This is a genomic window from Pantoea sp. ANP04, from assembly GCF_041982285.1.
GTDB classification, from domain to species: Bacteria; Pseudomonadota; Gammaproteobacteria; order Enterobacterales; family Enterobacteriaceae; genus Pantoea; species Pantoea eucalypti.
In genome coordinates this window covers 16226-35132 of the sequence record NZ_JAUTYS010000006.1, presented here as the reverse complement: position 1 = coordinate 35132, position 18907 = coordinate 16226, and the positions used below count along the sequence as shown (strand labels likewise).

Genomic DNA, 18907 nt, shown 5'->3' with positions numbered 1-18907 from the left:
TTTACGGAGGAGGCAAAATGGATGAGTTTAAACCGGAAGACGAGTTAAAACCTGACGCCAGCGACCGCCGTCCCTCGCGCCCGCGTAAGCCGTCTGCCGCAGCCAAAGTACCGGCGTCGCGCCAGCGCATCATGATGGGTGTCGGGATTCTGGTTCTGCTGTTACTGGTACTGGGTATTGGTTCAGCGCTGAATGGCCCGGATGAGAAAAAGCCAGCGACTGCGGGCACGACTCCTGCCGCCAGTGGCGGTTCCGGTAGCGAGAAGAATATCGATCTGGGCGGCTCCTCTTCCATGTCAGCCGGGCAGACTCCTCCGTCAGGTCAAACCACGCCAGCGGCTGACGCAAATAACGCATCGACCAGCGGTGAGGGTGCCTCTGCTCCTCAGCGTGACGTTTCCATGCCGCCTGTGGCGTCAACGCCTACCCAGGCCGCGCCGGTTGACGCGCCAGCAAATCAGCAGCGCGTCACGCTGCCAGGCGATCTGAACAGCGCGCTGACGAATCAGCAGCAGCAGGTCGATAACGCTGCGATGGGAACGCAGGGTGGCAGTTCACTGCCGACGGCGCCCGCGACGGTCAGCGGTAATGCAGGAACGGCAGCCAATCCTGTCGCCGCACCTTCACGTCAGACGCCCAACAAATCCAATGCTTCTGCACGTCCGGCGCATGATTCATCGCATAAAACGGCGTCGAAACCTGCAACCCGTGACAGCAAAACGCATACCACGCCAGCGCATTCCCCAGCCAGTTCTGCTCCGGCCACTGCGTCCACCGGCAGCAGTTCAGCCAGCAAATCCGTGCCAGGCGGCAGCTATACGCTGCAGCTGAGCGGTGCATCGAAAGCGGAAAGCCTGAATGCCTGGGCTAAACAACAGAATCTGAGCGGGTATCACGTCTACAAAACCACCCGTAACGGTCAGCCGTGGTATGTGCTGGTGAGTGGATCTTATGCCACACCGGCGGATGCCAAACGCGCTGTCGCGTCGCTGCCTGCGGAAGTACGTGCAAAAAACCCCTGGGTAAAACCCGTTAGCCAGGTGAAGAAAGAAGCCAGCCAATAGCGGATGTGGGGCCATGTTCTGGCCCCGTTTTAAGCGCAGATCTGCTGTCGGTAAAGCCACAGCCTCACAATAAGATGTAATAACCACGACAGCATGAAAAAAAATCGCGCTTTCCTGAAATGGGCAGGGGGAAAATTTCCCTTAGTAGAAGAGATCCATCGTCACCTGCCGCAAGGCGACTGTCTGGTCGAGCCCTTTGTGGGTGCAGGTTCAGTGTTTCTGAACACGGAGTTTGATCGCTACCATCTTGCAGATATCAACAGTGACCTGATTAATCTCTACAACATTGTTAAAACGCGCACGGCGGATTTCATTCGTGACGCGCAGCTGCTGTTTACGCCGGAAGGTAACAACGAGGTCTGTTATTACCAGCGGCGCACCGAATTCAACACCAGCACCGACGCCTACCAGCGCGCGCTGCTGTTCCTCTATCTGAACCGTCACTGTTACAACGGCCTCTGTCGCTATAACCTGCGTGGTGAGTTCAACGTGCCGTTTGGCCGCTATCGCAAACCCTACTTTCCGGAAGCAGAACTGTTATGGTTTGCCGAGCGCGCGCAAAAAGCGACGTTTGTCTGTGAATCGTACGATGTTACGCTGACCAATGCTGGCAAGGGCTCTGTGGTCTATTGCGATCCGCCTTATGCACCGCTGTCGGCAACGGCTAATTTCACGGCTTATCACACCAACAGCTTCAGTCTGCGTGAGCAGGAGAATCTGGCGGCGTTAGCGGCACAGCTCGCTTCGTCGGAGAACCGTATTCCGGTTCTGATTTCTAACCACGACACTGCACTGACGCGTTTGTGGTATCAGGATGCAGTGTTACATGTGGTCAAAGCCCGGCGTTCTATCAGCCGAAGCATAACGGGTCGCACCAAGGTCGACGAACTGCTGGCACTTTATCGCTAGTCTGTTTCGTCCGCGACCAACGCATCACGCCAGCCTCCGGGCTGGCGCACAACAGTGGGAGAATCGGATGAAACAATATTTGCTGGCCCCTTCAATCCTTTCGGCGGACTTTGCCCGTCTGGGCGAAGACACAGCCAAAGCGCTGGCGGCCGGAGGTGACGTGGTGCACTTCGACGTGATGGATAACCACTACGTCCCTAATCTGACCATGGGTCCGATGGTGCTAAAAGCACTGCGGGACTATGGCATCACCGCTCCCATCGATGTGCATCTGATGGTGAAGCCGGTAGATGCGCTGATCCCTGAGTTCGCCAAAGCCGGCGCCACTTACATCACCTTTCATCCCGAAGCCAGCGAACATGTTGACCGCACCCTGCAATTGATTAAAGAGCATGGCTGTAAAGCCGGTCTGGTGTTTAACCCGGCGACCCCGCTTAGCTATCTGGATTACGTCATGGATAAGCTGGATATCATTCTGCTGATGTCAGTGAACCCTGGTTTTGGCGGTCAGTCATTTATTCCCGGCACCCTGGATAAACTGCGTGAAGCGCGCAGACGTATCGATCAGAGCGGTTACAACATTCGCCTTGAAGTGGATGGCGGCGTGAAGATCGACAATATCCGCGAGATAGCGGCTGCCGGTGCTGACATGTTTGTCGCCGGTTCTGCCATCTTCGGTCATCCTGACTATAAAAAAGTGATCGACGATATGCGCAATGAACTGGAGAAAGCCAATGGCTCATTTCACTGAGATTCGTGCGCTGGCGTTTGATCTCGATGGCACGCTGGTGGATAGCGCGCCAGGCCTTGCTGATGCGATCGACCGTACGCTGAGCGATCTCCGCCTGCCGCAGGCGGGCCTTGAGCGGGTCTCCACCTGGATCGGCAACGGTGCCGATATCATGATGGCCCGCGCGCTGACCTTCGCGCTGGGTCGCGAACCGCAGCCTGAAGAGCAGCGTGATGCGCGGGCGTTGTTTGACCGGCACTACGCCGATACGGTAGAGGCGGGTAGCACGCTGTTTCCACAGGTAAAGCAGACGCTGGAGGCATTAAAGGCTTCCGGATTGTCGATGGCGATTGTGACGAACAAGCCGACGCCGTTTGTGGCACCGTTGCTGGAATCGCTGGGCATTGCCGATGCGTTTTCGCTGATTATTGGTGGCGACGATGTGCCGGTTAAAAAACCGCACCCTGCAGCGATCTTTATGGTGCTGGGCACCTTCGGCGTATTGCAGAATGAGTTGCTGTTTGTTGGCGACTCTCGCAATGATATTCAGGCGGCGCAGGCGGCAGGCGTACCGAATGTGGGTATGACCTTTGGTTATAATTATGGCGAGCCGATTGTGACCAGCCAGCCCGATTTAACCCTCGACTCTTTCGACGAACTTTTGCCCGCTCTGGGGCTGTAAATATCAGGACTTAAGTATGAAACCCATCGTTTTCAGCGGCGCACAGCCGTCCGGCGAACTGACCATTGGCAACTATATGGGAGCGCTGCGTCAGTGGGTGCAGATGCAGGATGATTTTCACTGCATTTACTGCATCGTTGATCTGCACGCAATCACCGTGCGTCAGGATCCTGCAGCACTGCGCAAAGCGACGCTGGACACGCTGGCGCTTTATCTGGCCTGTGGTATCGACCCGGAAAAAAGCACCATCTTTGTTCAGTCGCATGTGCCAGAACACACGCAGCTGAGCTGGATCCTGAACTGCTACGCCTACTTCGGTGAACTGAGCCGCATGACGCAGTTCAAAGATAAATCAGCGCGCTACGAAGAGAACATCAACGCTGGTCTGTTCGATTATCCGGTGCTGATGGCGGCGGACATTCTGCTTTATCAGACCAATCAGGTGCCGGTGGGTGAAGATCAGAAGCAGCATCTGGAGCTGAGCCGCGATATCGCACATCGCTTCAATGCGATCTATGGCGACATATTCAGAGTGCCAGAGCCGTTCATTCCGAAATCGGGTGCGCGCGTCATGTCGCTGCTGGAACCGACCAAAAAAATGTCCAAGTCTGACGATAACCGCAATAACGTTATCGGCCTGCTGGAAGATCCGAAAGCGGTCGTGAAGAAGATCAAACGTGCCGTTACTGATTCTGAAGAGCCGCCAGTGGTGCGCTACGACATCAAAGAAAAAGCGGGCGTGTCTAACCTGCTGGATATTCTGTCAGGCGTGACCGGTAAACCCATTGCTGAGCTGGAGCAGGAGTTCGAAGGCAAAATGTATGGCCATCTGAAAGGCGCGGTAGCCGATGCTGTGTCGGGCATGCTCTCTGAGCTTCAGGAGCGTTATCATCGCTTCCGCAACGATGAAGCCCTGCTGGAGCAGGTAATGCGTGATGGCGCGGCCAAAGCACGCGCACAGGCGCAGGAAACGCTGAAGAAGGTTTATCAGGCGGTAGGCTTTGTCGCGATGCCATAATGGCTGAGCAGACAAACAACGCGGCGGGCTTTGTGCCCGCCGTTTTTATTTGCAGGATTTAAAACCAGCGCAGGCTTTCACGCAGACTCACCACGCTGCCGATGATCATCAGGCTGGGACTGGTCACCTCTCCGGCTGGCCGACCATGCCGTTACCAATAACGACGACATTGTGCTTGCTCATTTTTGCCTCAAATTTGCGATATCTGCGGCTACAATAGCGCGCCATTTCTGACGCTTATTGATATACATCAACCACGGTCCTATATACCTATTAAGAGGTATGTTTTTGATTTTAATTAAGTTTATCTGGTGAGGCTAACCTGCTGAATATCCTGCATTGCCGTGCGTGGTATGAATCGTGCTAGTTTTAACCACTCAGGTTAACCGGATAAGGAATCAGCCATGTTGTCACCCAAGTGGATCAATAACGTGCGTTTACCCTGGCGGGAAGGATTGTGGCAAATCGAAATCGCCGACGGAAAAATTGCCCGCATTTCAGCTCAGCCGCAGCAGCCTTCACCCGCGGATCAATCACTGGACGGTGAGGGCGGCATAGCCTGCGCGCCCTTTATTGAGCCTCATATTCATCTGGATACCACCCAGACGGCGGGTGAACCGGCATGGAATCAGTCCGGGACGCTGTTTGAAGGCATTGAGCGCTGGGCCGAACGCAAGGCGCTGCTCAGCCACGAAGATGTTAAACAGCGGGCGTTGCAGACGCTGAAGTGGCAGATCGCCAACGGTATCCAGTTTGTCCGCACTCACGTTGACGTGTCCGATCCGTCACTGACGGCGCTGAAAGCGATGCTGGAGCTGAAAGCGGAGATGGCCCCATGGATCACCCTTCAGATTGTCGCGTTTCCTCAGGAGGGCATTCTCTCTTATCCCAACGGCGAAGCATTGCTGGAGGAGGCGTTACGGCTGGGCGCGGATGTGGTCGGCGCCATTCCGCACTACGAATTCACCCGCGAATATGGCGTCGAGTCGCTGCATAAAACCTTTGCGCTGGCTAACCGCTACGACCGGCTGATCGATGTTCACTGCGATGAGATTGATGATGAACAGTCGCGTTTTGTGGAAACCGTGGCGGCGCTGGCACATCGCGATGGCAACGGCGCACGTGTGACGGCCAGTCATACCACCGCAATGCACTCTTACAATGGCGCGTACGCCTCACGGCTGTTCCGGCTGCTTAAACTGTCGGGCATTAACTTTGTTGCCAATCCGCTGGTCAATATTCATCTGCAGGGTCGCTTTGACACCTATCCTAAGCGGCGCGGGATAACGCGCGTAAAAGAGATGCTGGAGGCAGAGATTAACGTCTGCTTCGGCCACGACGATGTGTTTGATCCCTGGTATCCGCTGGGCACCGCCAATATGCTCCAGGTGTTGCATATGGGATTACATGTCTGTCAGCTGATGGGCTATGAGCAGATTGATGCGGGTCTGGATTTGATTACGCATAACAGCGCGAAGACGATGCAGCTGTCAGGTTATGGCATTCAGAGCGGCAACGAGGCCAGCCTGATCATTCTGCCAGCGGAAAGCGGTTTTGATGCGGTCAGAAGGCAGGTGCCGGTGCGCTATTCATTGCGTCGTGGTGTCGTGGTGGCAGAGACAAAGCCCGCAGAAAGCGAGATTTACTGGCGGGAACGGGAGCGCATCGACTTCCGGCGGTAGAAAGCAGAGCGGCGATGACTCGCCGCTCTGAAGGATTAATGCGTGACGTGACCGTGAGTACGATGACGGCTGACAAAGCCGAGCAGGGCACACATTACAAACACCACGGCGTAGAGCGCGTTAGCCGTCGCCAGTGCGGTATGCACACCACTTTTCTCAACGATAGGTGCCGTGACCACAAAGGTCAGCATGGTGCCGACGGTGCCGCAGGTCAGGATGAAGTTCACCAGCTTCGGTGAAGCCACTTTGGTCTGTAGTGAACCCAGAGTGATAATGGTGGTGTAGATAGCACTTGAGCTGAAACCAAGAATCATGATGATCCACTTCAGCATGCCAGCATCGCTGCTGCTGACGAACCAGTACATCAGCACGGTCGCCAGGCCTGCCAGCACCATCAGAATGCGTTGCAGATCGAAGAAACGCAGCAGGAAGCTGAAGGCCCACATACCCACCATATACGCCGTCCAGAAGCTGCCCACCAGTTGTCCTGCGTCATTGATGTTCATGCCCATGACTTTGGTGGCATATTCCGGCACCCAGGAGATAAAGCCGAGCTGGCCCAGAATGTAGCAGAGTGCCGCCACTGCCAGCAGCAGCACGCCCACACCCCATTTTTCTTTCTCAACCGTCGGGCTGTTTTCAGGCTTACGCAGCACCGGGAACTCAACAAACAGCGTCATGATGAAGATGGCGACGTAGATAAAGCCGATGCAGACGTAGACCCAGTACCACGGCAACTGACGCGCCAGCAGAATCCCTGCCAGCACCGGAAACAGTGTGCCCGCCATGCTGAAGAAGGAGTCGGTGAACAGCAGGCGTGAACCACGCTGACGACCTTCATACATGTGGGTAATCAGGAAGGTGCCGATCGACATGGTAATGCCGCTCACCACACCCAGTACAAACATGCAGAGCGAGAAGACAGTGAGATCGCGGCTGGTCATCAATCCGATTATCGCCAGCACCATCAGGACGAAGCCGAAAATAAGCTGGCGCTTCAGCGGCACAATGACCATCAGCCAGGCGTTCAGGAAGACCGCAGCTAAAATGCCGCTGTTGAGGAAGGTGAAGGTATTACTCATGCTGGAGATGGGGATCTGGAAATCTTTTGCGATATCGCCCATTACCATGCCGGTAACGATCACCAGCGCGCCGGTCAGTGCATAGGAGAAGAAGCTTATCCAGGTGAGGCCAATACGATTACGGTTTGTCATGTTCTGAACCTGTTGAGAACCGGGTGGCAAAAAGTGTCAGAAAGTGTAAACGGAACTGTGATCTTAATAAACAAGCAGTGAAACTACAGATCCATATTTCATGTATTGTGTGATTTTAATCACGCAATTGCGGGTGTTTAACGTTTGCTCAGACCTTTTGCTGCAACAGCGTAAATATAGGTAAAACGCTGGCTCATGGAATAGAGTCTCTTTACAATCAATCACGTTTTTGTGCCCGCTCTCCCAGGTAAGGAATCTTTCATGTTTAAACGTACTTTAACAGCGGCCATCACCCTGTTAGCGCTCTCTTCCGTTTCCGCCCAGGCGCTGGCCGCAAAAGGTGACACCCACGTTCTGCTCACCACCTCCGCCGGCAATATTGAACTCGAACTGAATAACCAAAAAGCGCCGGTTTCTGTGAAAAACTTCGTTGATTACGTCAACAATGGTTTTTACAACAACACCATTTTTCACCGCGTGATCCCGGGCTTTATGGTGCAGGGTGGGGGCTTCACCACAGACATGCAGCAGAAGCAGACCAACGCGCCAATTAAAAACGAAGCGGACAATGGCCTGCGTAACCTGCGCGGCACCATCTCTATGGCGCGTACCGCCGATAAAGACAGTGCGACCAGCCAGTTCTTCCTCAACGTCGCGGATAATGCCTTCCTCGACCACGGACAGCGCGATTTTGGCTATGCCGTATTTGGCAAGATTGTGAAAGGTCAGGATGTGGTTGAAAAAATTTCTCAGGTTCCGACCAAAGATGTGGGTCCTTACCAGAATGTTCCGTCCAAACCGGTAGTTATCCTCTCCGCTAAAGTCCTGCCTTAACGCTTTTCGTCGCCATCTGCGGATGGCGACCGTCTGTCGCCTCCGGCAAAGCCAGAAATTGCTCTTATACTTAGGGCAAAAACCTGAGCAGGAGGCGGCATGGCGAACAAACTCACCGAAAAACAGAAGGTCACCCTGTGGCAACAGCGACGTAGCGCCAGCTATCAGGCCAGCTGTCGGCTGGAAGGTTTCATGCCAAATGAAACCAGTGTTAACAGCGATGATGCAGCCGCACGTCTGGCGTCACTGAGGAGGCAATATGGACTCTAATACCGCCGTCAGCCAGGATCCCTACCTGTGGCAGCACGACAACGTGCTGAAAAACCTGCCCGATATTCATGACGCTGCGCAGCTGCGCAAGGCAGAGCTGAGCTTTAGTGCGGCACGCGCCGCTACGCTGGAGCTGGGCCCGCGTAATCCCGGGCTGCCTTACCTGCGCCAGATCCATCGCACGCTGTTCCAGGATGTCTACAGCTGGGCGGGGGAACTGCGCACCATTGATATCTGGCGTGATGAGACGCCGTTCTGTCATTTCGAATATATCGAAAAGGAAGGCAATGCCCTGATGGCCGCGCTGGAAGAAGAGAAGGGGTTAGCTGATTTGCCGCGTGACGAATTTATTCAGCGCCTCGCTCACTACTATTGCGAAATCAATATGCTGCATCCTTTCCGCCACGGAAATGGTCGGGCGCAGCGGATTTTCTTTGAACAGCTTGCACTGCATGCCGGATATCTGCTGAACTGGGAAGAGACGGATGCTGAAAGCTGGAAAGCGGCGAATCAGGCCGGTGTAGCCGGAGATTTGGTCCCGCTGGAGCAGGTCTTTGCGAAAGTGGTGAGTGAGGCGGCCTGACCGCGTAGAATAGCGGCGCGGTTTATCATTCTGGACACGTCATGCTGCTGCTTATCGACAATTACGACTCCTTTACCTGGAATCTCTATCAATATTTCTGCGAGCTGGGCGCGCAGGTTCAGGTGGTGCGCAATGATGCCATCACGCTGGAGCAGATGGCGGCGCTGCCACTGACCCATCTGGTCATCTCGCCTGGCCCCTGCACGCCGTCGGAATCAGGCATCTCGCTGGCGGCAATCCGGCACGTCGCCGGACAGCTGCCGGTGCTGGGCGTCTGCCTGGGCCATCAGGCGATTGCGCAGGCGTATGGCGCGCAGGTGGTACGTGCGCGTCAGGTGATGCACGGCAAAACCTCTGCCATTCAGCACACCGGCCAGGGCGTGTTTCGCAATCTCAATAATCCCCTTACCGTGACCCGCTATCACTCGCTGATTGTGCAGCGCGATACTCTGCCCGAGGCGTTCGAGGTGACGGCCTGGACGATGCGTGACGGCGAGCCTGACGAAATTATGGGATTCCGCCACAAAACTCTGGCGCTGGAAGGCGTACAGTTCCATCCCGAGAGCATTCTCAGCGAGCAGGGACATCTGCTGCTGCGCAATTTCCTTGAGCAATAAGTTGCCTTTGAGTGATTTTTTATGCATATTTTGTGATTATTATTTCATGTTTGCACAATAATCATTTAAATGGGGTCATCAATGGCAGCGGAAAAAATTGCGGTCACGCGGGAGACGTTCGATAACGTTATTTTGCCTGTTTATGCACCTGCGCAGTTCGTGCCGGTAAAAGGCAAGGGCAGCCGTGTATGGGATCAGCAGGGCAAAGAGTATATCGATTTCTCGGGTGGTATCGCCGTCACCGCACTTGGACACTGCCATCCTGCGCTGGTGGAGACGCTGAAAAGCCAGGGCGAGACGCTGTGGCACACCAGCAACGTCTTCACCAACGAACCGGCGCTGCGCCTTGCCAGTAAGTTAATCCAGGCGACCTTTGCCGATCGCGTCTTCTTTGCCAACTCCGGTGCCGAAGCCAACGAAGCCGCGTTTAAGCTGGCGCGCTACTACGCCTGCAAACGTCACAGCCCGTTTAAAAGTAAAATCATCGCCTTCCATAACGCCTTTCATGGCCGGACGCTGTTTACCGTTACGGTCGGCGGACAGCCAAAATATTCCGACGGGTTCGGGCCGAAACCGGCGGATATCGTTCACGTGCCGTTTAATGACCTTGATGCAGTGAAAGCGGTAATCGACGACCACACCTGCGCCATCGTGGTTGAACCGATTCAGGGCGAAGGCGGCGTAGTGCCCGCGACGCAGGAATTTATGCAGGGACTGCGCGAGCTTTGCGATCAGCATCAGGCGCTGCTGGTGCTGGATGAAGTGCAGAGTGGCATGGGACGCAGCGGCAAACTGTTCGCCTATGAGCATTATGGCGTCCAGCCCGATATTCTGACCTCAGCCAAAGCGCTGGGCGGCGGTTTCCCGGTCAGCGCCATGCTGACCACTAACGAGATCGCCTCGACCATGGCACCAGGCGTGCATGGGACCACGTATGGCGGCAATCCGCTGGCCTGCGCCATCGCTGAAACGGCGCTGGATATTATCAATACGCCGGACGTGCTGGCGGGTGTCGATATGCGGCGTGAGCACTTTGTCACAGCGCTGCAGGCCATTGATGCGAAGTATGACTTGTTCAGTGACATTCGCGGCAAGGGGTTGCTGATTGGCGCCGCGCTTAAACCTCAGCATGCCGGGAAGTCACGCGACATACTGAATGCCGCCGCCGCTGAGGGCGTGATGGTGCTGGTTGCCGGCACCGACGTGATGCGTTTTGCGCCGTCACTGATTATCGAACCGGCCGATATCGAAGAGGGCATGCGCCGCTTCGCCACCGCCGTCGGCAAGGTGCTTAACGGCTAGGCTAGTTTTTACGTAAGCGTCTGATCAGCCAGCGGCCATGTTGTGGTCGCTGGTTCCATGCCAGTGAGGAGATGGTGTACATCACGCTCAGATGGTCAAGAATACGTCGCACATGCTGTTCAACCACCGTGACAGGTCCCTCACTGATGTTCTCAAGATCATCCAGCAGATTAACCTGTGAGCTTTCACCATCATATTCCAGCCGCTGCTGACACCGCTGTAGCGCGATTTCACAGGATTGCAGATAGCGTTCTGCCAGCGAGTCGGTCAGCATAGTGTGCTCCCGCGCCAGAATCGTTATGGCATTAATGTGCTCAACAATAAACTGACTGTGCGTGACCCAGAGCCGCATATCACTCAGATAGCGGGAGTTAAACGCGGGTTCCTGCATCGCCTGATTCAGCGAGTTAAACAGCGCATTGTGCGCCTGATTCACCTTCACGCGCTGATACGCCAGTTTCTCAGGTGACTGTTCGTTACCCAGCAACAATCTCAGTGCGTCCTGATCGGCTTCCAGCGCATCATGGGCGTTCTGTCGCAGTAAGCCACTCTGCCACTGCGGCCACAGCCACAGCATTCCGCCAAAGGCGATCAGACAGCCCATCAGCGTATCCATCAGTCGCGGCAGCAGAAACTGCGCGCCATTCAGCGACAGCAATTGCAGCGAGTAAACCGCCGTGACCGTAAAGCCAATCATTGACCAGCCATAGAACTGGCGCGTAAAGCGATAGCTGATAAAGGTTATTGCCAGCATGATCAGCAGCACCAGCGACTCCGGTACCGCCAGCCGCAACGTGGCGGCCGCAATCACCAGACCGGCAAAGGTGCCCAGCGCACGGTGCTGGATGCGAACACGCGTAGCGCTGTAACCGTTCTGGCTGACGAACATGATGGTCATCAGGATCCAGTAAGGTTTGGGGATGTTGAAGAACAGCGCCAGTGCACTGCCCAGCATCAGCATTACCGCAAAGCGTCCGGCGGTGCGCAGCGCTGACGAGCGAAAAGAGAGATAACTGCGCAGCGCCGGTAACAGCGGCAGACGGCGCTGACGATCCGCCATCAGATCACGCTGATACAGCGGTTTCTGCGTGCGCAGCACCCGCGCAATGCGGTTGAAGTGGTAAAGACAGAAGTTACCCACCGGATTGTCGGGATGCTGATGGGCGATCTTCTCCAGCGCGCCGAGCTGTTTATCCATCGCAAAGCGATCGGGTAGCTGGTGATAAAGGATGTTATCCGCCAGCACCCGCAGCCGGGCCGAAATGGTTTTGGCATTCCAGCGGATTACCGCTTCGGCATGGCTCTGTTCGACCAGCTTCTGCACCTCTTCCGGCCGATGCAGGCTGACCGAGATGTGTTCCTGCAGATCCAGCGCCACCTGAAAGGCGCGCGTCAGCCGCTTATGGCTGTGATCGCGGCTTGCCGACAGCATGTGCATCTGCTGATAGCAGGTGTTAATCAGATCAACCACTTTCTGCTGACGCGCCAGCAGCGGCGGCAGTGCCTTTTCCGGGTCAGTCAGCTGCGTCAGCAGGGTGTATTTGGCGTCGCAGTAGTTAGCCAGCTCGCGGTAGATCAGGCTGAGGCTTTCGCGCATCGGCTGCTCTTTCCACAGCCAGAACCAGAACCAGTTAAACAGCCCATACCAGAGCGTGCCGCCGATGTAGAGCAGCGGGGTAACATAGATGGGCATGCGGCCAATGAGGCTCAGGGTAAAAATGGCGGCGATAAGCGTGCCGGGCAGCAGACGACCATGCAGCGGGCTGATCTCACCCGTCACGCCGAGCAGCAGGGGCATGGCGAACAGGATGAGCGGTAGCGGAATGGCATGCAGTGTGAGCCACTGAATCAGGAAGCTGCCGAGGGCAAACAGGCTGCCACCCACAATCAGGCGTTTGAAAAAGCGTTTATGCGGGGTATCCAGACCGGCAATATTGCAGCAGGCAGGCACTAACGAGAACAGCAGACCTTTTTGCAGGTCGCCAGCCAGCCAGCCCAGCGCGACGGGCAGACAAAGCACCAGCGTTTGCCGCAAGGCGTAGTTGACTTCAGGATGGTAAATAATTCGACGCCACATCGGCCCAACACAAACAATAACGGCGTGATGTTGCCATCACGCCGTGGGTGACAGGAATTAGCGGGTGCCGTAAACGACGATGGTTTTGCCGTGTGCGGAGATCAGGTTCTGATCTTCCAGCATCTTCAAAATACGGCCCACGGTTTCGCGTGAACAACCAACAATCTGGCCAATTTCCTGACGAGTGATTTTAATTTGCATGCCGTCGGGATGCGTCATGGCATCTGGCTGCTTCGCCAGGTTGAGCAGGGTCTGTGCAATGCGTCCGGTGACGTCGAGGAAAGCGAGGTTACCCACTTTTTCAGACGTGACCTGCAGGCGACGCGCCATCTGCGAGGAGAGTCGCATCAGGATGTCGGGATTAACCTGAATCAGCTGACGGAATTTCTTGTAAGAAATCTCCGCCACTTCGCACGCGCTTTTCGCACGTACCCAGGCGCTGCGCTCCTGGCCTTCTTCGAACAGGCCAAGCTCACCAATGAAATCGCCCTGATTCAGGTAGGAAAGAATCATCTCTTTGCCTTCTTCATCTTTAATCAGAACCGCGACGGAACCTTTCACGATGTAGTAAAGCGTTTCTGCTTTTTCACCTTGGTGAATCAGCGTACTTTTGGATGGATACTTGTGAATATGGCAATGGGACAGGAACCATTCGAGTGTAGGGTCTGTTTGCGGTTTGCCGAGAACCATTCGCTATTATCCTCTGTTGTAATCGTGCCCAAAATACAGGGGGCAGTTTTCCCTGTCAGGCGGTGAAAGCTTCAAGCGTTTCCCTTTCAGGAAATTATTCGGGCCGCATCAGGCGCAGTGCGCATCATTCTTCCCGGCTTCGCCATCGGGTGACGAAAAATATTTTCAGCACTGTTTGTAGCACAGCTTTTGCCGACTGTCTTGTGTTGTCTCGCTTCAGCTACAGGCGGATTTCTCTGGATTGCTGTTTACCAGGCGAAAGCGTACTCTGGCGACAAAACAGCGTATTCCGGAGCAAAAATCATGCAGGCAAGAGTGAAGTGGGTAGAAGGACTGACATTCCTCGGAGAATCCTCATCCGGCCATCAGATACTGATGGATGGAAATTCGGGCGATAAAGCGCCCAGCCCAATGGAGATGGTGCTGATGGCGGCCGGCGGATGCAGCGCGATTGACGTGGTATCAATTCTGCAAAAAGGCCGTAACGATGTGGCTGATTGTGAAGTAAAACTGATCTCAGAACGTCGTGAAGAGGCGCCGCGAATCTTTACGCACATCAACCTGCATTTTATCGTGAGTGGTAAAGCGCTCCAGGATAAAGCGGTCTCACGCGCGGTGGATCTTTCTGCTGAAAAATATTGTTCGGTGGCCATCATGCTGGGTAAAGGCGTGACGATTACGCATAGCTATGAAGTGATTGAGCTGTAACAGGCTGAAGGGCATTTTAAAGTCGCGGGCCAATTCGGAGTCGGTCTGGTGTCGGGCCGTTCCTGCATAGAGAGTCCGCTTTAAGACTGTGCCCGCGCTATTACGCACCTCATCCCTGAGGTGCGCCCATACCGGGCCAACGCTTTGCGTTGTTCAAAAACGCTCCCGGCGTTTTTGTCCCAGTCGCGGGACGCTTTCCTCTTCTGACCCGGTTCCCGGCGTGTTGAGCTTAGGTGTTGCTGTCAGATTCTTTGTCACCAGGTTTTTTCAGTGGCGACCTTTCTGAAAACGGATGTGGCTGCCGGACGTGAAGCGAAGGGAGCATATGCCTGTAGCAAAGCATAGCGGGCCAGGGATGGCCCGCGCTGAGCCTGCCAGGGATGGCGGTTTTGCGTCTTTGCGAAAGGTGTATGCTCCCTGAAGCCAGCTCAGCAGTAAGCCTTTCCCCGCAGAAATGCCAGTTTTACCTCTTTGCGAAAGGCCTCTGCTCTCTGCGTTTTTTTTGCTGACCTCTTACTCTATCCGCTTACCTTCCATCAGCCGCTTCACCAGCGGACCCATGATCAGCTCCATCGCCAGACCCATTTTGCCGCCGGGCACGACCAGCGTATTGATGTGCGAGATAAACGAACCCTGCAGCATCGCCAGCAGGTAGGGGAAGTCGATATCTTCCAGCGCCTGGAAATGAATCACCACAAAGCTCTCATCCAGTGACGGAATGGCGCGGGCAGCGAACGGGTTTGAGGTGTCGACGGTCGGGACGCGCTGAAAGTTGATGTGGGTGCGCGAGAACTGTGGCGTGATGAAATTGATGTAATCTTCCATCGAACGCACCACGGAATCCATCACTGCTTCGCGTGAATGACCGCGCTCGCCGGTGTCGCGCACCAGCTTCTGAATCCACTCCAGGTTAACAATGGGCACAACGCCCACCAGCAAATCAACCTGTTCCGCCACGTTATGCTGCGCCGTCACCACGCCGCCGTGCAGTCCTTCATAGAACAGAATGTCAGTGTTCTGCGGCAGCGGCTGCCAGGGCGTAAAGGTGCCGGGCACCTGATTCCACGGTACGGCTTCATCGTAGGTGTGCAGATATTTACGCGACTGGCCCTGTCCGCTTTGACCATACTCTTTAAAGCTCTGCTCCAGCAGACCAAAGTCATTGGCTTCCGGGCCAAAGTAGCTGACGTGACGTCCTAAATCGCGCGCCTTACGAATCGCCATATCCATTTCAGGGCGGGTAAAGCGGTGAAAGCTGTCGCCTTCAAGCTCAGCAGCATGAAGATCGAGCTGCTGAAAGATTTTACGAAACGCGAGGCTGGTGGTGGTGGTTCCTGCACCGCTGGAACCGGTCACCGCGATAATGGGATGACGTGCAGACATAGAAAAGCTCCCTGTGAGATCGGGCGATGAGCATTGTTATCATGAAATGATGCCGGGTGCATCAGCCACGAAATTCTTTGCGCGGCATGATATTGACCGATTCATGCAGTTCCGACCACACCAGCACCACTTCACCGGTTTCCAGCTGGCGTCGCACATCAGCTACCTTGTCCAGCAGGCTGCGTTCCTGCTCGCCGTAGTCTGTGCCTTCACGCAGCACAAAGGTTTCAATCAGATTTTCAAGGGTCTCAGGTGAGACCTGTTGCCAGGGAATAATCACAAGATCAGTTATCCAGAAAAGGGGCGATCCACTGCGGGATGCGCTGTTCCAGCCACATTTCAGGCTGGCGTAGCGTTCCGCCGACAAAACCGACGTGGCCGCCGTGGGGTGTCAGTTGATAAGTAATAGTGGCAGATAATTGGCTGCTGTGCGGGATCACCTCATCACTCATAAAGGGATCGTCTTTGGCGTGGATAATCAGCAGCGGTTTCTCTGTGTGTTTCAGCCAGGGCATGGCGCTGGCACGATGATAGTAATCTGCTGCATCGACAAAACCGTGGGCGCGGGCTGTAATCGCATCATCAAAATCGCGCAGTCGCCGCATCGCTTTGAGCTGTGCCAGATTAACCGGCAGGGTGTCCGGCCAGGCATGCAGTTTGCGGCGGGCATTTTTCTTGAGCTGCGCCAGCAGGTAGTACTGATAGAAGCGCGAGAAGCCGCGTTCCAGTTTCACGCTGCACGGTTCCAGCAGCAGCGGGGCGGAGACAATCACGGCGGCATCTACCTCCGCTGCGGCACCCTGCTGGCCGAGCAGGCAGCCCAGCATGTTGCCGCCCAGCGAGAAACCCACGGCGGCGGTAGGCACATGACCCCAGCGGGTGCGCAGCCAGCGCAGGAAGAAGCGGGCATCTTCAGTTTCGCCGGAGTGATAGATGCGGTTCAGCCGGTTAGGTTCGCCGCTGCAGCCGCGAAAATGCATCACTACTGCCAGCCAGCCGCGTGCGCGGCAGATCGCCATCAGGCCATGAATATAGGGACTCTGAAAGCTGCCCTCCAGTCCATGAAACAGCACCACGCGCGGTTTATGCTGCGCCAGCTGCGGATCTTCGCTCCAGGCGAGATCGACGAAATCGCCATCGGGCAGATCGAGACGCTGCCAGTGAGGAGCGAAGGTGATACGGCGACGTAACAGGCGCGGCAGCATCGTCTGCAGATGCGCGTTACGCAGCGTGTCAGGTGGTCTGAACTGCTCGTTTTCCGGGCCGGTAAATTTCATGTGGTAAAAGCTTGTCTGTTCCATATCACACTGTTAGCTTCGATAAGTTTTTTATTGCAGGGTAAGGAGTACCCGATTGCCATGGAACTGAGTCTTTTCTTATCAATGTTGGGATTTCTGTGGGTCGCGGCCATTACGCCAGGCCCCAATAATATGTTACTCACCGCCTCGGGCGCTAATTTTGGCTTTCTGCGCACGATTCCGCTGATGATCGGCATCATGATCGGCATGCAGGTGATGCTGCTGATGGTGGCCTTTGGCGTAGGCGGTTTGATCCTGCTCTATCCCTCGCTGCATCTGATGCTGAAAATCGCCGGTAGCCTCTATCTGCTCTGGCTGGCGTGGAAGATAGCCACCGCCAGCTATGCAAAGCTGGAAACTGACCAGGCACCGGATGCGCCAATGCCGTTCTGGCAGGGCGGGCTGCTACAGCTGATCAACCCCAAAGCCTGGCTGATGGCGCTGGGCGCGGTCGCCAGCTTCAGTCTGGCCGGTGATGCGTATCGTCATTCCGTGATGGCCATAAGCGTCGGTATGTTTCTGGTTAATCTGGTGTCGGGCGTCATCTGGATGGGATTTGGCGCGATGATTGGTCGCATTCTGCGCAGTCGCCGCGCCTGGAGAATATTTAACCTCGCCATGGGGCTGCTGACCGCTGCCTGCGTGCTATTAATCTGGCACTGAGTCAGCTGGATGCGCGTTCAACGCGCGTCCAGGGCAGCACCTCACGCATCACCGGCGCGTTCGGGTTGCGGATCTTCTGCAGCAGCAGCTGTACGCTGCGTGCGCCCAGCTGATTCATCGGCTGTTCAATGGTAGTCAGTGGCGGATTCAGGCTGCGGGTAAAGGGCACTCCGTCAAACCCCACCACCGCCAGATCTTCCGGCACGCGCAGACCCGCTTCCAGCGCCGCATGCACCACGCCCATCGCCAGCACATCTGAAACCGCAAACACCGCATCCGGCGGTTCCGGCAATGCCATTAATTCCTTCATCGCCTGAATGCCTGCCTCTGGGGAGATTTCATAGGTATAGGAGACGGCGGACCACGCATAGCCCAGCTCCTCAATGGCCTGGCGGTAGCCCTTTTCACGATGATGCGAGTAGAGGTAACGCATGTCGCCATTGACCAGCCCAATGCGTTTCCGCCCTTTACCCGCGAGGTAATGGATGGTGTCACGCGCGGCTTCAAGGTGATCAATGCTGACCGAGGAGGCGGGAATATCCGGATCAAATTCACAGCATTGCACCCAGGGCGCCCCGGCGATCAGCGCCTGCAAATCCTGCAACCCTGATGCGGCATCCATCGTTATTACACCATCCACCACTTTTCCGGTCAGCAGCGAAAGATAGGCGGCTTCACGCTGAAGCTGCGAGGCGGAGTTGCAAAGCAGAATGTGATAGCCGTGCAGTTCTGCTTCGGCTTCAATGCCCTGAACCACGCGCGAACAGAAGGGGTTGGTAATATCCGAGATCAGCACCAGCAGCATGTGGCTTTGTGCCGTCCGCAGCTGACGTGCCAGTAAGTTGGGCTGATAGTCGCAGGCAGAGATTGCCGCCAGAACTTTCTCACGCGTATCGGGCTTTACGCCGGGATGCGCGTTGAGAACCCGCGATACCGTGGCTTTGGAAACGCCAGCCAGCTGAGCGACTTTCTCGATCGACATCGGATTTAAAGACCTTAACAGGCAATAATTGGGAACGCATATCAATAACACAGGCACAATGTGAGCGCCTGACATTTTTGCTTACTTTAGCTATTTTCAGCATTTGCGATTTTCAGCTTAGTTTTGCAGATAGTAATCTAAGAACTTATTTCTATTAGGGATAATTTTTAATTCCTTTATGAAACTATTGCGTGCAGAGAC

The 18907-nt window shown here is 55.4% G+C and carries 20 protein-coding genes; 13 read left to right on the top strand and 7 right to left on the bottom strand.

Going from position 1 to position 18907, the window contains the following annotated elements:
* The first annotated feature begins 17 nt into the window (after window positions 1-17).
* The 6 genes from Q7C21_RS10125 to Q7C21_RS10100 all read left to right on the top strand — a co-directional run bounded on the left by Q7C21_RS10125 (window position 18) and on the right by Q7C21_RS10100 (window position 6085).
* Window positions 18-1064, top strand: a complete 1047-nt coding sequence (locus tag Q7C21_RS10125; RefSeq protein WP_182630239.1) for an SPOR domain-containing protein — start codon at window positions 18-20, stop codon at window positions 1062-1064.
* A 93-nt stretch (window positions 1065-1157) separates the two neighbouring features.
* Window positions 1158-1973: an adenine-specific DNA-methyltransferase gene (gene dam / locus Q7C21_RS10120; RefSeq protein ID WP_375150702.1), complete on the top strand. Its 816-nt coding sequence runs from the start codon at window positions 1158-1160 to the stop codon at window positions 1971-1973.
* A gap of 67 nt (window positions 1974-2040) precedes the next feature.
* Entirely contained in the window at window positions 2041-2724 is a 684-nt protein-coding gene (rpe, locus tag Q7C21_RS10115) for a ribulose-phosphate 3-epimerase (protein WP_003852981.1), read from the top strand.
* Window positions 2708-3385 carry a phosphoglycolate phosphatase gene (locus tag Q7C21_RS10110; protein WP_375150701.1) on the top strand — a complete coding sequence of 226 codons (678 nt, stop codon included), beginning with the start codon at window positions 2708-2710 and terminating at the stop codon, window positions 3383-3385. The genes rpe and Q7C21_RS10110 overlap by 17 nt, the downstream gene beginning before the upstream one ends.
* Window positions 3386-3401: 16 nt before the next feature.
* A complete protein-coding gene (gene trpS / locus Q7C21_RS10105; protein WP_312041395.1) occupies window positions 3402-4403 on the top strand; it encodes a tryptophan--tRNA ligase in 1002 nt (333 codons plus the stop codon).
* Window positions 4404-4807: 404 nt separating this feature from the next.
* Window positions 4808-6085, top strand: a complete 1278-nt coding sequence (locus Q7C21_RS10100; RefSeq protein ID WP_039660817.1) for a cytosine deaminase — start codon at window positions 4808-4810, stop codon at window positions 6083-6085.
* Window positions 6086-6120: 35 nt separating this feature from the next.
* Here Q7C21_RS10100 and tsgA read toward each other — a convergent pair whose 3' ends face one another.
* Window positions 6121-7299: an MFS transporter TsgA gene (tsgA, locus tag Q7C21_RS10095; protein ID WP_003852972.1), complete on the bottom strand. Its 1179-nt coding sequence runs from the start codon at window positions 7297-7299 to the stop codon at window positions 6121-6123.
* A 261-nt stretch (window positions 7300-7560) separates the two neighbouring features.
* On the opposite strand from tsgA, the gene ppiA reads away from it, so the two are divergent.
* The 5 genes from ppiA to Q7C21_RS10070 all read left to right on the top strand — a co-directional run bounded on the left by ppiA (window position 7561) and on the right by Q7C21_RS10070 (window position 10905).
* Entirely contained in the window at window positions 7561-8133 is a 573-nt protein-coding gene (gene ppiA, locus Q7C21_RS10090) for a peptidylprolyl isomerase A (RefSeq protein ID WP_003852970.1), read from the top strand.
* A 99-nt stretch (window positions 8134-8232) separates the two neighbouring features.
* Window positions 8233-8403, top strand: a complete 171-nt coding sequence (locus Q7C21_RS10085; RefSeq protein ID WP_003852968.1) for a YhfG family protein — start codon at window positions 8233-8235, stop codon at window positions 8401-8403.
* Window positions 8393-8986 (top strand): putative adenosine monophosphate-protein transferase Fic, encoded by a 594-nt coding sequence (locus Q7C21_RS10080; RefSeq protein WP_003852963.1) that lies wholly within the window; start codon window positions 8393-8395, stop codon window positions 8984-8986. The genes Q7C21_RS10085 and Q7C21_RS10080 overlap by 11 nt, the downstream gene beginning before the upstream one ends.
* A 41-nt stretch (window positions 8987-9027) precedes the next feature.
* Window positions 9028-9603 carry an aminodeoxychorismate/anthranilate synthase component II gene (locus Q7C21_RS10075; RefSeq protein WP_375150700.1) on the top strand — a complete coding sequence of 192 codons (576 nt, stop codon included), beginning with the start codon at window positions 9028-9030 and terminating at the stop codon, window positions 9601-9603.
* An 81-nt stretch (window positions 9604-9684) separates the two neighbouring features.
* The gene (locus tag Q7C21_RS10070) at window positions 9685-10905 is read left to right on the top strand and encodes an aspartate aminotransferase family protein (RefSeq protein ID WP_003852959.1); all 1221 of its coding nucleotides are present in this window, start codon (window positions 9685-9687) and stop codon (window positions 10903-10905) included.
* Window position 10906: 1 nt separating this feature from the next.
* Here Q7C21_RS10070 and Q7C21_RS10065 read toward each other — a convergent pair whose 3' ends face one another.
* Together Q7C21_RS10065 and crp are read right to left on the bottom strand one after the other, a co-directional pair.
* Window positions 10907-12982, bottom strand: coding sequence for a YccS/YhfK family putative transporter (locus Q7C21_RS10065; protein WP_003852957.1), 2076 nt, complete (start codon window positions 12980-12982; stop codon window positions 10907-10909).
* A gap of 57 nt (window positions 12983-13039) precedes the next feature.
* On the bottom strand, window positions 13040-13672 hold the full coding sequence (gene crp, locus Q7C21_RS10060; protein ID WP_003852956.1) for a cAMP-activated global transcriptional regulator CRP: 633 nt from the start codon (window positions 13670-13672) through the stop codon (window positions 13040-13042).
* Window positions 13673-13975: 303 nt separating this feature from the next.
* Here crp and Q7C21_RS10055 point away from each other — a divergent pair, with 303 nt between their 5' ends.
* On the top strand, window positions 13976-14380 hold the full coding sequence (locus Q7C21_RS10055; protein WP_375150699.1) for an OsmC family protein: 405 nt from the start codon (window positions 13976-13978) through the stop codon (window positions 14378-14380).
* Between the two features lie 513 nt (window positions 14381-14893).
* Here Q7C21_RS10055 and Q7C21_RS10050 read toward each other — a convergent pair.
* The 3 genes from Q7C21_RS10050 to Q7C21_RS10040 form a co-directional block, all read right to left on the bottom strand.
* Window positions 14894-15763: a phosphoribulokinase gene (locus Q7C21_RS10050; protein WP_003852946.1), complete on the bottom strand. Its 870-nt coding sequence runs from the start codon at window positions 15761-15763 to the stop codon at window positions 14894-14896.
* A gap of 61 nt (window positions 15764-15824) precedes the next feature.
* Window positions 15825-16043 carry a YheU family protein gene (locus Q7C21_RS10045; RefSeq protein WP_003852945.1) on the bottom strand — a complete coding sequence of 73 codons (219 nt, stop codon included), beginning with the start codon at window positions 16041-16043 and terminating at the stop codon, window positions 15825-15827.
* Window positions 16044-16047: 4 nt separating this feature from the next.
* Window positions 16048-17064 (bottom strand): hydrolase, encoded by a 1017-nt coding sequence (locus Q7C21_RS10040; protein WP_154926859.1) that lies wholly within the window; start codon window positions 17062-17064, stop codon window positions 16048-16050.
* Window positions 17065-17121: 57 nt separating this feature from the next.
* Between Q7C21_RS10040 and Q7C21_RS10035 the strand changes: the two genes are divergently transcribed.
* Window positions 17122-17724 carry a LysE family translocator gene (locus tag Q7C21_RS10035; protein ID WP_003852942.1) on the top strand — a complete coding sequence of 201 codons (603 nt, stop codon included), beginning with the start codon at window positions 17122-17124 and terminating at the stop codon, window positions 17722-17724.
* Window position 17725: 1 nt separating this feature from the next.
* On the opposite strand, the gene Q7C21_RS10030 is transcribed toward Q7C21_RS10035, so the two are convergent.
* The gene (locus Q7C21_RS10030) at window positions 17726-18706 is read right to left on the bottom strand and encodes a LacI family DNA-binding transcriptional regulator (RefSeq protein WP_105099974.1); all 981 of its coding nucleotides are present in this window, start codon (window positions 18704-18706) and stop codon (window positions 17726-17728) included.
* Window positions 18707-18907 lie beyond the last annotated feature (201 nt).